The 17293-nt window shown below is 55.6% G+C and carries 8 protein-coding genes; 2 read left to right on the plus strand and 6 right to left on the minus strand.

Translation table 11 applies throughout. The features are described 5' to 3' along the window. The first annotated feature begins 358 nt into the window (after nt 1-358). Nucleotides 359-1507 carry a glutamate 5-kinase gene (gene proB, locus RRF56_RS13655; protein ID WP_317038192.1) on the plus strand — a complete coding sequence of 383 codons (1149 nt, stop codon included), beginning with the start codon at nt 359-361 and terminating at the stop codon, nt 1505-1507. Between the two features lie 8 nt (nt 1508-1515). Here the strand turns inward: proB and RRF56_RS13660 are convergent, their stop codons facing one another. Continuing rightward, on the minus strand, nt 1516-2184 hold the full coding sequence (locus RRF56_RS13660; protein ID WP_317038193.1) for a sugar transferase: 669 nt from the start codon (nt 2182-2184) through the stop codon (nt 1516-1518). 446 nt (nt 2185-2630) lie between these two features. On the opposite strand from RRF56_RS13660, the gene RRF56_RS13665 reads away from it, so the two are divergent. Then, entirely contained in the window at nt 2631-3770 is a 1140-nt protein-coding gene (locus tag RRF56_RS13665; protein WP_317038194.1) for a HetZ-related protein 2, read from the plus strand. Nucleotides 3771-4112: 342 nt separating this feature from the next. Here the strand turns inward: RRF56_RS13665 and RRF56_RS13670 are convergent, their stop codons facing one another. The 5 genes from RRF56_RS13670 to RRF56_RS13690 form a co-directional block, all read right to left on the minus strand. After that, on the minus strand, nt 4113-5135 hold the full coding sequence (locus RRF56_RS13670) for a hypothetical protein (RefSeq protein ID WP_317038195.1): 1023 nt from the start codon (nt 5133-5135) through the stop codon (nt 4113-4115). Between the two features lie 52 nt (nt 5136-5187). Beyond that, nucleotides 5188-5739: a J domain-containing protein gene (locus RRF56_RS13675; RefSeq protein ID WP_317038196.1), complete on the minus strand. Its 552-nt coding sequence runs from the start codon at nt 5737-5739 to the stop codon at nt 5188-5190. Nucleotides 5740-6129: 390 nt separating this feature from the next. After that, nucleotides 6130-7614, minus strand: coding sequence for a glutamate synthase subunit beta (locus RRF56_RS13680; RefSeq protein ID WP_317038197.1), 1485 nt, complete (start codon nt 7612-7614; stop codon nt 6130-6132). Nucleotides 7615-7793: 179 nt separating this feature from the next. Next, nucleotides 7794-12389: a glutamate synthase large subunit gene (gene gltB, locus RRF56_RS13685; protein ID WP_317038198.1), complete on the minus strand. Its 4596-nt coding sequence runs from the start codon at nt 12387-12389 to the stop codon at nt 7794-7796. 596 nt (nt 12390-12985) lie between these two features. Next, on the minus strand, nt 12986-17212 hold the full coding sequence (locus RRF56_RS13690) for a DEAD/DEAH box helicase (protein ID WP_317038199.1): 4227 nt from the start codon (nt 17210-17212) through the stop codon (nt 12986-12988). Nucleotides 17213-17293 lie beyond the last annotated feature (81 nt).

Genomic DNA, 17293 nt, shown 5'->3' on the forward strand with positions numbered 1-17293 from the left:
TACAATTAGCTTGGTCAAGTACTAGACTTCAAGGATGAAAAATTGCTGAGGCCTAGGGTTCCAGATTAGTTACAAACTGTAACTTGATCAAGGTAAAACGTTGCAGCAGTAAATATAAAGAAAATATTAGAGATACTTTGAAAGCCATGAATTGCTGACATAGTGGTTACAGATAAACAGGGGCCAAGCCTATAAAGGCCCTTACTTTAATAAGTCATTTTGGGTGTCGACCTTAGGGTTGGCACCCAAAGTCTTTTTAGGCCCTAGCAACTGCTAGAAATGGCTGAGGTAAATGTCTGAACAGAGGTGGCGGTTGCTATACTGCCAGGGCTATATTCTCTGTTTTTGGCATTTGCCCGTGAGCCTCGTTCAAACCCTAGTGGTTAAAATTGGTACCTCTAGCCTGACCGGCACCACCAACGGCCAGTTTGCGCTCTCTACCCTGGCGGCTTTGGTCGAAACCCTGTGTATTCTCAGGCAGCAGGGGCATCAGGTGGTGTTGGTGTCTTCGGGAGCGGTAGGCATTGGCTGCCGACGGCTACATTTGACCGAGCGGCCCAAAACCCTGGCCATGAAGCAGGCGGTGGCAGCGGTGGGCCAGGGCCGCCTGATGCGCATTTACGACGACCTATTCTCAGCGCTGAACCAACCCATTGCCCAGGTTCTGCTGACTCGCAGCGATCTGGCCCAGCGATCGCGCTACGTCAACAGCTACCGCACCTTTCGCCAGCTGTTGCAGTTGGGTGTCATCCCCATCGTCAACGAAAATGACACTGTGGCTGTAGAAGAGCTTAAGTTTGGCGACAACGATACCCTCTCGGCCCTGGTTGCCAGCTTAATTGGCGCACAGTGGCTGTTTTTACTCACCGATGTCGATCGCCTCTACTCCGCCGATCCACGTTCTAACCCCGGTGCTCAGCCCATTATTGCCATCGATCGCCTAGCCGATATTCAGGCCTTAAAAGCGGTAGCGGGCGGACAGGGCTCAGCCTGGGGTACAGGTGGTATGCTCACCAAGCTTGAAGCCGCTCAAATTGCCACCACTGCCGGAGTGCGTACCGTGATCACCGATGGTCGCCAACCCAATAATGTAGTGCGGGCCTTGGCGGGTGAGGCGGTGGGCACCCAGTTTGCCCCTGCCCCTAAACCGAGTAGCGCCCGCAAACGGTGGATCGCAGCGGGCCTAGCCCCCGCTGGCCGTATTTACCTAGATCCAGGGGCAACCCAAGCCATTGTCAACGGAGGAAAGTCGCTGCTGGCGGCTGGTATTACCAGCGTTGACGGTGACTTCGCGGCCCAAGATGCCGTTGCCATCTGTGCCGCCAGTGGGGACGATATTGCACGCGGGATTGTCAACTATAGTGCCGCAGAACTACAGCGAATCCTGGGCCGTCGTTCCGAAGATATCCCAGGAATTTTAGGATATGAGGGCGCAGATACAGTGGTGCACCGCGACAATTTGGTGGTCGCCACCGATACTGACTTTAAAGATGCCGACGATCTCTAGCAGCCAAATTAGTAGGCCCCTCGGCGATCGAACAGCACAGTAATGGTTTTGATGATCACCTGAATATCGTACCAAGGTGACCAGATGGCCTGATAGTGCAAGTCGAGGTGCACAATTTCTTCAAAGTCTTTAATCGCCGATCGCCCGCTGATCTGCCACTGCCCGGTCATTCCAGGTTTGACGTTGAGCCGCTGCCAGTGGTGAGGGCTATAGCGGGAGACTTCGTCGCCTGTGGGTGGGCGGGTGCCCACTAAGCTCATGTCACCTGTGAGCACGTTCCAAAACTGGGGAAACTCATCGAGACTCGTTTTCCGCAGCAGGCCTCCTACTCGGGTCACGCGGGGATCCTGCTCATTCTTAAAAATCAGCCCCTGGGCTTGATTCGACACGGTCTGCTTCAGCGCATCAGCGTTTTTCACCATGGAGCGAAACTTCCAAATGGTGAACGGCTTCCCCTTAAGACCGTAGCGGGTTTGGGCGTAAAGAATTGGGCCGGGGCTGTCTAACCAAATCGCCACGGCCACTGGAATAGCTAAGACCACAAGTATGAGTAGCCCGACTAAGGCCCCCACAACATCTATAGAGCGTTTAATTAGGCACTTGGCCGAAGGATGAATAACTGATGCAGAAGTCTCTAGAGACACTTGTCTAGAGATTTCTGGAGGAAGAGATAGCATGATAGACCCTGGATGAGCAATGACTGTACTGAGTATATCTTTGAACTTTTATACCAAATTGACTGTAATCACACTGATTTAGCCAATCTCTTATGCCTTTCATCGCCCTAAGGCGGCAATTGGCATCAGCTCTAGATCTTCTAAATCGTACTGAAGATAGGCAGGGTTGTGTGTGACCTTTGTGACAGAGTAGCCACCGTAAAAGTACAGATGTGCTGATTTAGCCCCTGCCAGACCCTCTAGACGCATCTAGGACGTAGAAGGAAAGGCTTTGCCAAATCTTGCCGTAGAGTGAGCCAGTATAAATTTTGTGTGAAGTTTTTGGCCATCTGCTGGTCTTTTTAGAAAAACCTGCCAAAAAGTCGCATCAGCTCGCGAGTCTAAAGAGAACAGATATTAAGATAAGCCTACAGCCAACTCGAGCACGCGTATAAAGGACTGATTGCATGGTCGCGGTAGACACTATGACCGAGGATTGGTTATCCCGCCTGCGGGCTGAGCTGCCAGATCAACCCCAGTCTGTCTGCCAGAGCATTGTCTATTGGTTGTTGGGAGAATCGCCCGAGCGGTTTGAAACCCTGACCGATACAGATCTGGCGATCGCCCGTCAGGCCATAGAATATCGCTATCGTATTTTTCAGCAGCGCTACTGGAATGTCAGCCCGGAGCAGGGCTATCAGCGACTGATCAAACGCTTGAGCAGCCTGTTTTTGATTCGCAGCAAAGTTAAAACCTGGATTGCCCTGAGCCGCGATCGCCGCCGCACCGTCGTCGATGTGATTCAAGAAGTGATTCAGGAGATGATGCGCAGCGATCGTCACTTGGCCCAGCAGCTCAAGTGGATCTCGGCCTGTACGCAGAACTCACGGCTACGCAACTTGCTCATGCTGGCCAGTATTGAAGAATACTGCCTGCGACCGATCCGCCATCAGCCGCTGATTATCTACCGCTTCGTCAACTACCTGCGACGGAGCCAAAAAGGCGGCATGACCCAGGTACCTACCGGGGAACTGATTCGCCTGGTCTCTGATGAAATTGCCCCCAGCGACAGCGAAGACTCGCTCAGTCTGCTCGATGTAGAGGCCTGGAGCCAATACCAGGAACAACAAACCGAACTGGAGCAGCAGAGTATGCGTCACCAGGTCAAGACCTCGTTTACCAACTATCTCAGCCGCAACTTAGACGACACTGCGGCCCGCTGGCTAGAGCTACACCTCACAGGTCTCAGCCAAGAGCAGATTGCCCAGACCCTGGAGATGCCTGTGCAGCAGGTGTACCGACTGCGCGAAAAAATTAGCTACCACGCTGTGAGAATCTTTGCCCTGCGAGAGCAGCCCGATATGGTGTTGGGCTGGCTCAAGACTTCGCTGCAAGAACACAACTTTGGCCTTACCCCCACCCAATGGGATCAATTTTGGCAAAGCCTTTCTGCCGAAGAGCAGGCCATTTTGACTGCTTACAAAGACGAGCAACCCCTAGAGGAGTTGACCCAGCGTCTGGGCCTGAAAAATAGGCAAATTCAGGCCCAGTGGGTACAGCTTTATCTGCGCGCTCAAGAGCTGCGGACTCAGTCAGAGAGTAGCTAGGGCAGTTCGGTGGTGCCCATTAGGTAGCGATCGCACTCCCGCCGCCCAATGGCTGGTCTTTGACCAACGCTGGCACCGCCCCAAGTTTTTGCTAACCCTGACGAAACATAGGTGTTTGGGTGCGATCGCTACCTGGTAAAGGCGCGATCGTCCGTAGCACTGATGAATCGAGGACAGGCTTGGAATTTGGACTCACTGGCTTTTTGTTGCCCAGTTACAACTTATAGAGCTAATAGACGGTGGAATCTGATCCTTAGGAAACTGAGGTAGCTTTAGTCGTACCTATCAGGTAACGCAGTTGCCATCGTGCAGTCTAGTCCTCATGGAGCACAAGGGTGACAACTAAGGCATGTGATAGTGACTTTCGAAAAATGACTGAATTCTTTCTAGTTTAATGACAAGAGCATCGAGATTCCTAATGTTTTGCTTTGTCTCAAACTTATCTCCTTCTGCATGAAATAAATACTCAATAAGATCTTTTGGCTCACAACTTTCACTGCCATGCCATCTGTGAAAACCGCGATGTATCTCACAATGCATAACAAGTAAGTTGTCTAAGACATCTGCCAGATCAGGTCTTGAGCTCCGATCAAATAGATGATGGACATGAAGATCAAAGGGGCGAGAAGCAGTACGCTTCTGCAAAGAAACTTGACAAGTATTATCAGCAATCCTCTTTGCCTTTTCCATTGCTTTTTTTATTCGACTTTCAGATGACTCCAAGTACTTTCTTTGCTCTTGGATCGCATCTTCGATTTCTTCAAATACTGTATCTGTCCATGCCTTTCGAGATGCCCGCGATCGCTTCCCATGATTTTGAGACATATCTTGCGCTAAACCAACGATCCCAACCTGGCTCCAGTATTGATTGTTTTCTATAACATCAAAATGTTTCCCAGGCTTTAGCTGCTCCTGCCCTTCCAAGCTGTCATTATTCTGTATTCGTTTAATTGACGCATTTAACCCTTTTCCATTTGTGCGTAAAATACGAATAATCTTTGGTCTTTCTAGAAAGACCAAGTCAGGCGTCAAGCTTGCATCATTTAGACTTGAAAATTCAATAGAAACTTGTCTTCTTACTAAGTGACGACGTATTCTTTTGCGCCGATGGGTGAAAGCCTCGAGGACGTCGTCCACTAAGCTAGCCAAAAAACCTTGTGTTTCGACTTCCTGTAGATATTTTGCAAGTGCTACAGCCCCTGCCTCATAAAATTGTCGCTTTTTTACATCTTTTCTCACCCATTCAAAATGTTCTCCCTCAATCAGATCCCATTCATCATCAACGTTATCGTCAAAGAACTTGCAGATTCTATAGAGTTTTTCAATTCTAATCCTTAATATACTTGCTGTTTCTCGATCAGACAAAAGAATATGTTGTCGTTGTGATGCTGGCATTTTTAATAATCACCTAAAATACTTAACGTAATAGAAGTAAGGAGTCTCGCATCTTTTGAAGTTCTTCAAAGATCTTGCGATCTCCACCAGCATCTGGATGATGTTTTTTGGCTAGTTGACGAAAGGCTGCATTGATATCATCAGTAGTAGCGGTTTTTGAGTCCAGTTGAAATACCTGCCAGGGGCGAAAATTTTTGAGTACGTCAATTCCATTAATGGTGTTTGGGCCAATTTCATTTCGCTCGTTTTCTGGTACTCGTACCCATTCTCGATAAAGCGTCAACCAGGAATCTTTATAACTAAAGTTAAAGTTGCGCCCAGCAGTAGCTAGCTTAAATGCCTTATTTTTCTTGAGAGATTTATAATCAGGACAATTAAATGCTTGGCAAACTGCCTCCTTTAATTCGCTCATGCTTGGTTCAATTTCCTTAAACTTCCCGCCATGCACAAATTCAGCAAAGTCCAACAAAATCTGCTCATCATAGTTGTGATGCTTTGCTAATTTGCGGATTTGTGCTCGAATTTGATTGATATTTGCCGGCTTACGACGGTTTGACGAATTTTTTTGGCTCATACAATTTCAAGGTAGAGATTGGGTGCGAGACCGGGTACGTGTGGGGACACACTATTCCCAAATACAATGTTCCCAACAATCAACCGGAGCATCATACTTGTATAGCTGAATTTTGATAATCTTCATGTTGACAAGTAGCTTGTGAGGGTTTTGGCCTTTCGCCTTAGCAAACCGTCTATCTGAAGTTGCGATTGTCCCTATATCAGCCCCCCGTTACAACCATCGTCACTTCTGTTAGCCTCGTCAGGCAAAATGTTTTATTCACCCGTGCGGTTTGTTCACTTGTTGCTGTCGCTCTATGGTCAGAGATCTGTACTGTGGGCAGACTAAAAAACAAACAAAAGGCCCGTAAGCATGCTTACGGGCCTTTTGTTTTGGGCTAGAGATAGGTTAGGGCAACTCAGTGGTGCCCATCAGGTAGCGATCGCACTCTCGCGCCGCGCCGCGCCCTTCGTTAATTGCCCACACCACCAGGCTCTGCCCTCGCCGACAATCCCCCGCCGCAAACACCCCCGGAATCGAGGTGGTGTACTGCTCGTGCTCAGCCTTCACATTGCTGCGCCCGTCTTTCTCTAGACCCAGGGCATCAATCAACGGCTGCTCTGGGCCAAGAAAGCCCATCGCCAGCAGCACCAGCTGCGCCGGAATCACCTGCTCGGTACCGGGCACGTTCTGCGGCACAAACCGCCCGTTTTCGTCCTTACCCCACTGAATCTGCACCGTGTGGACAGCCTTCACCTGGCCATTCTCATCGCCCTCAAACTTGGTGGCGGTGGTCAGGTAGGCGCGGGGGTCGTCGCCAAACATAGCGGCGGCTTCCTCCTGGCCGTAGTCCATTTTGTAGACCTTGGGCCACTCGGGCCAAGGGTTGGCGGCAGAGCGAGTCTCCGGCGGCTGGGGCATGATCTCCACCTGAGTGACGCTGGTGCAGCCGTGGCGAATGGAGGTGCCCACGCAGTCGGTACCCGTGTCGCCGCCGCCGATGATCACCACATCTTTGCCCGCCGCCGAGATGTAGTTGTCGCCGAGCTGGCCATCTAGCACCGCCTGGGTGTTAGCGGTGAGAAACTCCATAGCAAAGTGAATGCCTTTTAGCTCTCGCCCCTCGATCGGTAGGTCACGGGGCTTGGTGGAGCCGGTGCAGAGCACCACCGAGTCAAACTCCTTCAGCAGGTTTTCTGCTGAGATGTCTTTGCCCACCTCGGTATTGCACACAAAGGTGACGCCCTCGGCCTCTAGCACGTCGAGTCGGCGCTGCACTACCTGCTGCTTATCGAGCTTCATGTTGGGGATGCCGTACATCAGCAGACCACCGGGGCGATCGGCCCGTTCGTACACGGTCACCCAATGGCCCGCCGAGTTGAGCTGGGCGGCGGCGGCGAGGCCAGCGGGGCCGGAACCGATCACCGCGACTTTTTTGCCGGTGCGTTGCTGGGGCGGGTTTGGGGTAATCCAGCCCGACTCCCAGCCCTTTTCAGCGATGGAATACTCGATGTTTTTAATTGTCACCGGGGGGCTGGTGATGCCCAGCACGCAGGAGCCTTCGCAGGGGGCGGGGCAGACGCGCCCGGTAAACTCAGGGAAGTTGTTGGTCTTGTGCAGGCGATCGAGGGCTTCTTCCCACAGGCCCCGGTAGACCAGGTCGTTCCATTCGGGAATCAGGTTGTTGACGGGGCAACCGCTGGCCATGCCGCTGATGGTCATGCCGGTGTGGCAGAAGGGGGTGCCGCAGTCCATGCAGCGCGCGCCCTGGGTGCGGAGGTTGTCCTCCGGCATGGGCAGGTGAAATTCGTCCCAGTTGCGAATGCGATCGGCAGGGGTGACTTCTTGCGCCACTTCCCGCAGGTATTCCATAAAGCCAGTCGGTTTTCCCATAGTGGTTATCCTGAAGAATGCGTGGATTAGGGCGATTTACTTTGCTTAAGGCAGGGGCGTAGGGTGCATTCGCGAAGCAATGCACCATAATGCAAGGTTTTTCGTGCGGTGCATTGCGGCTCAAAGGCGAAATCAGGGGTGATTGGCCAGGGTTGATGAGCCGCGAATGCACCCTACGGTTAACTGCCGCCGATGCGGGCGGTGTCGCGGGCGTTTTCTTCAAAGGCGGCGGTGAGGGCATCGTCGCCGGTGAGGCCATCGGCCAGGGCTTTTTGAATGTGTTGCAGCACCCGCTTGTAGTCGCGGGGCATCACCTTCACAAACTTGGGCACGGTGTTCTCCCAATCCGCCAGCAGCGTGATCCCCCGCTTGCTCTGGGTGTAGTCGACGTGGCGCTGAATCAGCTCTTGCAGATCGCGAATTTCTTCGGGGTCTTCCAGCTTCTCCAGATCCACCATTTCGGTGTTGCAGCGGGTGGCAAAGTCGCCAGCCTCGTCGAGCACGTAGGCAACGCCGCCGCTCATGCCCGCCGCAAAGTTGCGCCCAGTTAGCCCCAGCACGATCGCTTTGCCGCCGGTCATGTATTCGCAGGCATGGTCGCCCACCCCTTCCACGATCGCAGTAACGCCAGAGTTACGCACGCAGAACCGCTCACCCGCTAGCCCACGAATGTAGGCTTCGCCACTGGTGGCCCCATAGAAGGCCACATTGCCGGTGATGATGTTCTCCGCAGGCACAAAGGTGGACTGCTTGGGCGGGTAGACGATCAGCTTGCCGCCGCTGAGGCCTTTGCCCAGGTAGTCGTTGGCCTCGCCTTCCAGCTCCAGGGTGACGCCCTTGGGCACAAAGGCTCCAAAGCTCTGCCCGGCACTGCCCTGGAAGTGGAGGTGCACGGTGTCTTCCGGCAAGCCCTCCCAGTGGCGCTTGGTGATTTCGTTGCCGAGGATGGTACCGACAACGCGGTTGACGTTTTGGATCGGCAGGGTGGCGCTGACCTTTTCGCCCCGGGCGATCGCAGGTTCGCACAGATCCAGCAGCGTGGTCATATCCAGCGAGGTCTCCAGGCCGTGGTCCTGAGCCATCTGGCAGTAGCGCCCGACATCGGGGCCAACCTCCGGCTGGTGGAGAATAGGGGAGAGATCGAGGCCCTTGGCTTTCCAGTGCTCAATGGCCGTTTTCGGCTCTAGCACATCGGTGCGGCCCACCATCTCATCCAGGGTGCGGAAGCCCAGCTGAGCCATCAGCTCGCGCATGTCCTGAGCGATGAAAGTCATGAAGTTGACCACGTGGTCGGGATCGCCCATGAAGTGCTTACGCAGCTCGGGATCTTGGGTGGCGACACCCACGGGGCAGGTGTTGAGGTGGCAAACCCGCATCATGATGCAGCCCATGGAGACCAGGGGTGCCGTGGAGAAGCCAAACTCTTCGGCCCCCAGCAGGGCGGCGATCACCACATCGCGGCCCGTTTTCATTTGGCCATCGGTTTCGACCACCACCCGACTGCGCAGGTTGTTCAGCACTAGGGTTTGGTGGGTTTCAGCCAGGCCCAGTTCCCAGGGCAGACCCGCGTGCTTGATCGAGGTTTGGGGTGAGGCCCCAGTGCCGCCGTCGAACCCGGCAATCAGAATCACATCGGCGTGGGCCTTGGCCACCCCAGCGGCGATGGTGCCGACGCCCACCTCCGACACCAGCTTGACGTTAACCCGAGCCTCGCGGTTGGCGTTCTTGAGGTCGTGGATCAGCTCGGCCAGGTCTTCGATCGAGTAGATGTCGTGGTGGGGCGGCGGCGAGATCAGGCCCACGCCGGGGGTGGAGTGGCGCACCTTGGCGATCCAGGGATAGACTTTGCGGCCCGGTAGCTGGCCGCCTTCGCCGGGTTTCGCTCCCTGGGCCATTTTGATTTGCAGCTCCTGGGCCTGGGAGAGGTAGAGGCTGGTGACGCCGAAGCGACCGGAGGCCACCTGCTTGATGGCGCTGTTTTTGGAGTCGCCTTTCTCATTTGTCCAGGTGTAGCGATCGGGGTCTTCGCCGCCCTCGCCCGTGTTCGATTTGCCGCCCAGGCGATTCATGGCGATCGCCAGTGCTTCGTGGGCCTCTTTAGATATCGACCCGTAGCTCATCGCCCCGGTCTTAAACCGCCGGGTGATCGCCTCTACCGGCTCTACCTCGTCGATAGAAATCGGCTCTCGTGGCTTGAACTGAAGCAGATCGCGCAGGCGAAATAGCTGCTTTTCTTGCTCGTTCACCAGGGCGGCGTAGCGCTTGTAGGCCTCGTAATCACCCGTTCTCACCGCCTTTTGCAGGGAATGAATGATTTCGGGGCTAAACAGGTGGGCCTCACCTTCTTTACGCCACTGGTAGTCGCCGCCCGCGTCGAGGGTAATGTGGTCGGTGGGGCGATCGGGGAAGGCGTGGCGGTGACGCTTGAGGGCTTCTTCAGCGAGCACGTCAAGCCCCACGCCCTGAATGCGGGAGGCCGTCCAGGTGAAGTACTGGTCAACGACGGTGTGGTTGAGGCCCAGGGCTTCGAAGATTTGCGCGCCGCGATAGCTCTGGATGGTGGAAATGCCGATCTTGGAGGCGATTTTGATCACACCCTTGGTGACGGCCTTGATGAAGTTCTGGCAGGCTTTGTCGAAGTCCATCGGGGGCAGCAGCTGATCGCTGATCATGCCCTCGATGGTGTCAAACACGAGGTAAGGGTTGATTGCGCCGCAGCCGTAGCCGATCAGGGTGGCGAAGTGGTGCACTTCGCGGGGTTCGCCCGACTCAAGCACCAGGCCAACGCGGGTGCGGGTGCCGTTGCGAATCAGGTGGTGGTGCAGACCGGCGACGGCGAGGAGCGCAGGAATCGGGGCGTGGTCGGCGTCGATGGTGCGATCGCTCAAAATGATCAGGCTGGTGCCGCTGGCGATCGCCTCATCCGCCACCTTAAAAATACTCTCCAGCGCCGACTCCAGCCCGGCCTCACCCTCAGCCGCTGGAAACACCATCGGTAGTGTCACCGAGGAGAAGCCCTGTTCGCCCGCCTGCTTCAGCTTCGCCAGCTCGACATTGGTGATGATTGGCGTTTTGAGGTTGATTAGCCGACAGCTCTCGGGCTCGGGCTTGAGCAGATTGCGCTCACTGCCGATGGTGGTATCGGCAGAGGTGATGATCGCCTCGCGGATGGAGTCGATGGGCGGGTTGGTCACCTGGGCAAACAGCTGGTGGAAGTAGTCGTACAGCAGCCGGGGCTTGTTGGAGAGCACGGGCAGCGGCGTGTCGGTACCCATCGCCCCGATGGCCTCGACACCGTTCTCAGCCATGGGCTTGAGCAGCAGCCGCAATTCTTCGAAGGTATAGCCAAAGGCGGTTTGGAGGATGGGGAGTGGGTGGGTAGATGGGTGGATGGGTAGATGGGTGGATGAGTCGGGCAGATCTGCTAGTTTCACCAGGTGCTGATCGAGCCATTCGCGGTAAGGTTGCTCGGCGGCGATCTGGTGTTTGATCTCTTCGTCGGAGACAATCCGGCCCTCGTCCATGTTCACCAAAAACATGCGGCCCGGCTCCAGGCGACCTTTGTAGGCCACATTCTCAGGGGCGATCGGCAGCACCCCCGCCTCCGAGGCCATGATCACCAGGTCATCTTTGGTCACCGTATAGCGGGAGGGGCGCAGACCGTTGCGATCGAGCACTGCCCCCATCATGGTGCCGTCGGTGAATGCGATCGCCGCCGGCCCGTCCCAGGGCTCCATCAGGCAGGCATGATATTCGTAGAAGGCCTTCTTCTCAGGGCTCATCGACTCGTGGGCCGTCCAGGGTTCGGGCACCATCATCATCATGGCGTGGGGCAGCGATCGGCCCGCCAGGGTCATGAGTTCCAGCGTGTTGTCGAAGATGCCCGAGTCGCTGCCATCTTTGTTGATCAGCGGCTTGGCCCGCTCCAGATCGCCGCCAAATAGCTCAGCTTCAAACATCGACTGGCGGGCATACATCCAGTTGATGTTGCCGCGCAGGGTGTTAATTTCGCCGTTGTGGGCCACATAGCGGTAGGGGTGCGCCCGCTCCCAGCTGGGGAAGGTGTTGGTGCTAAAGCGCGAGTGCACTAGGGCCAGGGCGCTTTCCATATCGCTGTCGGCCAGGTCGGGGAAATACAGCCCTACCTGCTCCGGCGTCAGCATACCCTTGTAAACCACCGTGCGGCACGACAGGCTGGTGGCGTACAGGTAGGGGTCAATGCCAGTGGAGTTAATGGCGGAGTGCGCCCGCTTGCGAATGATGTAGAGTTTGCGCTCAAAGGCCTGGTCATCGGCCAGATCAACCGAGCGCTGAATAAACACCTGCTGCATGAAGGGTTCGCTGGCCTTGGCGGTTTCCCCTAGAGAGGCATTATCGGTAGGCACATCACGCCAGCCCAGTACCTTCTGCCCTTCCTCGGCGACAATCTGCTCGAAGACTTGGCGACCTTCTGCCCGCTCCGCTGCCTTTGGTGACGAGAAAAAGAACCCCACCCCGTAGTGCCCCGGTGCCGGTAGGGTAATGCTCTCTGCTGCCGCCACCTTAGCCATAAATTTGTGGGGCATTTGCAGCAAAATACCCGCCCCGTCGCCGGTATTGGCCTCGGCCCCCACCGCACCCCGGTGGGCCAGGTTCACCAAAATCGTCAGCCCCTGCTGCACGATGGTGTGTGACTGCGCGCCTTTCATATGAACAATAAAGCCAACACCGCAGGCATCGTGCTCGTACTGCGGATGGTAAAGACCTTGGGCTTGAGGCGGTTGGGATAGGGTCATTGATTTATCGGGCAAAACGATGGAACTCAAACAGGGACAGCTATAGACCAGCCTAGCTATTTTCTGATCAGGCGCAGGCTGCTGACCCGTCTCTTAAGAAAATAATCAGATCAGCGACCCTTAAAGATTGCGAAATATCACAAAATTCAGGAGTTTTTAATGGACGAGAATTTCTGCTAAATCAAGCACATCTATAGGAAAAGATACACCAAGGCCAAGGTTTTTCAGTCATGGCATCACTCTGAGGCCAGCTTGGCCAGAAGTGGAATAGGGCAAAATCTGAGATTTAAGGTGATTTCTTGCGTTCTTCTGCCTAAATAGTCGGTACTGCCACTATTTGAGCTGGCACTGTCACACTGGAGACAAAGCTAGACGTCACTTTTGTCAAGCAAAACAGCCCCCGCGAAGGCTGACCCCTTAGGTTGATGATTCAGAACAGGCTGAGATCAAATCGAGTTTTCGCCTATTGATTACCCAGTAAAAAAATGTATTGACCTGAACCAACGGGTTTGACCATGGAAGTCAATCTCTGGCAGCAGTAAATCGGTTTTTGCAGCCGTTAAAGCCCAAGGGATACATCCCACTTTTGCAATGTCTTACCCCTCGCTGATCAGCTGGAGCAGTTGTTCGGTGGAGATCTTGCCGCTCATATCGGTGCCTTCGAGCAGGCTGTCGGCTAGATCGCGTTTTTGCTTGTGCAAGTCCACAATTTTTTCTTCGATCGTGTTCTTGGCCACCAGGCGATAGATGGTGACCGGGCGTAGCTGGCCGATGCGGTGGGCGCGATCGCTCGCCTGATCCTCCACCGCCGGGTTCCACCAGGGGTCCATGTGGATCACATAATCTGCCGCTGTCAGGTTGAGGCCCGTGCCCCCAGCTTTCAGGCTGATTAAAAACACGTCGCCCTCCCCCGCCTGAAAGGCATCGACCCGCTTTTTGCGATCTTTAGCGGGGGTGCTGCCATCGAGGTACTGGTAGGCGATGTTTTGCCCGTCGAGAAATTCTCGCAGAATGCTCAGGTGGTCGACGAACTGACTAAAGACCAGAGCTTTGTGGTTGTTCTCCAGCAGTTCTTCGAGCACTTCGCCAAAGGCTTCGAGTTTGGCGCTGGGCAGCGGCGTTTCGGCTTTGACTAGGCGGGTGTTGCAGCAGGCGCGGCGCAGCTTCATAATTTCGGCCAGCACTTGCAGGTGTTTGGTGCCCGACTCGATGGTGGGGTCGGCCAGTTTTTCTACCGCCTCTCGCCGGAGCGCCTCGTAAAACGCCATTTCTTGAGTGCTCAGTTCCACTTGGAGCGTCACCTCGGTGCGGGCGGGCAATTCGTCGAGCACCTGGGTCTTGGTCCGCCGCAGAATGAAGGGCTGAATTAATTTCTTGAGCCGGTTGCGGGCCTGCTTGTCCTGGTTGCGCTCGATCGCATTGGCATACCGCTGGCTAAACTGGTCTTGGGAACCCAGCAGACCGGGGTTGATAAACCGAAACAGGTTCCACAGTTCCCCCAGGTGATTTTCAATCGGGGTGCCGGTGGTGAGAATCTTAAACCCACCCTGGAGCTTCATCGCGGCCTTAGAGCGCTTGGTGGCAGAATTTTTAATCGCCTGGGCCTCATCGAGCACAATGGTTTGCCACTCGACCTTGGCCAGCATATCTGACACATCATCCTGCTGGAGCAGGCCGTAGCTGCACACCAGCAGATCAAAGGGTTTGAGGTCATCCAGCACTTTTTGTCGATGGCCCGTGCCAAACTGCATCGGCCTCAGCGTTGGGGCAAACTTCTCGGCCTCGCTGAGCCAGTTCATACACACTGAGGTGGGCGCAATGATTAGCGTTGGCCCCTCGGGGGCGCGGGCCAGAATCACCGCTAGGGCTTGCAGGGTTTTGCCCAGACCCATATCGTCGGCCAGGCAGGCCCCTACGCCCCAGTGGGCCAACCGCGCCAGCCAGTTGAAGCCATCCACTTGGTAGTCCCGCAATTCAGCCTGCAAGGTTGACGGCAGTTCGGGCTTCAGACTCTGCGCCTCCTTCAGACGCTTGAGGTGGTCTTTCCAATGTTTGTCGGTTTTGAGCTGGCCCACCTCGTCCATCCAGTCTTCCATGGCCAACGAGGCCAGGGGGTGGAAGCGCACGCCGTCGCCGCTTTTCTCGGAGTAGGTGCGCAGGTCGTCAAGGCGTTTGCGAAACTCTTGAGTGAGGGCAAGAAACTGGCCGTCCGCTAGCTTGATAAACCGCCCCGGAGACTTCTCTAGCAGCTCCATCAGTCGCTGCATATCCATAATCTGGTCATCGCTGATTTGCAGCTCACCGCTGGCGGCAAACCAGTCGCGCTGGCGCTGAATTTGAATTTTGAAGTTGCTGAGGCCAACCCGGTTGGTAATCCGCATTTTTTCGCCCTCGGGCCACTCCACCACAGCCTGGTCGCCCAAATCTTGAATTTCGATCAGCAGCTCTAGGCAGGTTTCGGGATCTTCAATCAGCCATTCGCCGTCTTCGTCGTCGAGGCGTTGCAGAGTGGGGCAGGTGGTTTCAACGGTGCGAGCCAGCTTTTTCTCTTCTTTTAAATTGCGGTGGGTTTGCAGGCGGCGACCGTCGATCTCGGCGATCACCATTTCGCCGCCGGTGCCGGGGCGGTAGTAGGGGCCATCGTCGCCAAAGGGACGAGTTAGCAGCGAGACTTTGAGGCCTTCGCCAGCGGGCAGCAAGTGCAGGTGGGGCTGGGGCACCGCTGCCACTTCTTCGGCATCGGCCACGCCGCCGCCAATGTCAGAGTGCACCGTAACCAGGCCAGCCACAGCGTTGATGGCGGCAAGCACCTGCTCTTTGGCGGTTTCGGGCACCTCTAGGGCATTCTTTGGCCCGAGCACCTCGGCGATGCGGTGGTGGCTGGCGGCAAACTCTACCACCTTGAGCCGGGTGGGGGTTTCTTTGAACAACGTGATGGCTTTTTTCTGCTCCACGGGAGGGGTCAGTGAAATTTCGAGCTTGCCCGCGCCCGCCTGACGCACTAGCAGCGCCGGTTCACCCTTGACCACATCGACGCGGGTGGTAGGTGAGTCTTCCCAAAACACCAGGGGGTGTCCGACTAAGGCCACCAGCGCCTGGTCAGAAAAGGTGTAGTTGTCGTAGCCGTAGGCGTAGGGGTCGGCAGTCAGGTGGGCACAGATATTCAGGTCTTGGGGGGTGAGGTAGTTAAAGGATTTGACCTCGTGCTTAAGGCGGCGCAGGGCGATCGCTCGGCCCCGGCTCCAGCCGCCTTTGACGCTAATTTTTTGCTCTTTAGGCTGGAGCAACCAAGTATTTTCAGAATAAAAGGTGAGAAACCAGGCCAGCCGGTATTCGGCGGTGACGGGCTGGCTGGCTGGGGCTGCAACGGTGGGGTTGAGGCCAATCAGCGCCGTTAGCGATAGCTCCCAGGCCTGTTTTGGAGTAATCAGCGTCACCAGAGGGGTAATGCCGGTTTTGGCACGCAGGGAGGGAGCCTTTTGGCCGTAGGCACTGTCGGGGTTGAGCCGGGTCAGCAACTCGGCGGCCTCAAGGGCAAACCAGTCGTAGCCTGCCGCAGTGGCGTCTTTATAGAGATCTTTCACCATGTCGGGCAGACGCTCTTGGGCATTTTCGACATTCACCCAGTAGAGGCAGAGCATGTCGATCAGCGCCTCAAAGCTGCTGGCGTTGTCGAGGGTGCTGACGGGGGTGCTGGTCAGGTAGCGCTTGGCGACCACATTACCCTGCATCGCCTGGGCAACTTTTTCTAGGCAGCTATAGGTCACACTCATCCAGTGGCGGTAGTTCTGCTCGGCGATGATATGGGCATAGCCTTCAGCCTCTTTGAGGCTAGTCAGCGAGCCTTCTTTGATCAGCGCCAGGATCAGAAAAATGCCGGGCACAGTGTCAAAGTAGATTTTGCGCTTACCGGTGGTTTTTTTGAGCAGTTTGAGCGCCACTGCACCCTCTTGCAGGGTTTGGGCGTAGTCGCCCCGCAGACAGCTGACCCAGCTCTGGTGCAGCAGTAGCTCAATGGGGTCTTCTTCAGCGAAGTCTTGTAGAGCGCGATCGGCCTCTGCTAGTCGGCCTCGGGCGATCAGCTGTTCGACCCAAATGCCTTTGAGGCGGTCAGACACGGTTGCGCTTGCCTCAGTACATTCTGCGTGGAGCAGGGCAAACGCATCGGGGGCCGGGGCCATAGTCAGCAGTGAATTGACGCAGAGGCTACCCAGGGCGGCTTCGTAGAGGGCGGGGGCTTGTTTAAGGCTAAGAAACCAGTCGCGATCGAAGGGGTTGTTGCATACCAGCTCAAACACCTGGGCCATGGAAATGCGGCTGGTGGCGTAGGGATTGCTGTAGTACGACTCAAACTGCTGCTCGATGTAGTTCCAGTCGTGGCGGTAGAGGCCGATGCGCACCTCGCGAATGAACTCGTCTTCGTTTTGAAACAGGCGTAGGGATTTGTTCCACCCGTGGGTGCGCACGGGGAACTGGGTCTGCACGGCTTTGGCCATAGGCTCAAAGCTGCCTCGGCTGACGGCGTCGCGGGTGACGATTTCGACCAGTAGGGGGTGGCACTGGGGGCCGTAGTTGCTGTGGGCCACCAAAAGCCGCTTGCCGGTCAGATGGACAACTAGAGGATTGAGCTGTTTTAGATCGAGGACTGACGGTTTGCCGACCTTCTCTTGGTACAGGTTGAAGCAGTCGATCAGCTTGATCTTGCCGGTGGGAATGTAAATGATGGCGTAGAGCTGCACTACCTCTCGGTCTAGCTCGGGGAGGCTTTGGTAAGACTGCACCAGGTCGGCGCGCAGGGCTGAAGCTTTTTTGGAGGCAGACATAGGAGGCGATCGCAGAAAACTGCTGGTGTTGGAATTGTATCGGTCTGAGCTAGCGACAATGTTCATCTCACACTGGGATTG

This window comes from Nodosilinea sp. E11 (genome assembly GCF_032813545.1).
In the GTDB taxonomy this organism is placed as follows: Bacteria; Cyanobacteriota; Cyanobacteriia; order Phormidesmidales; family Phormidesmidaceae; genus Nodosilinea.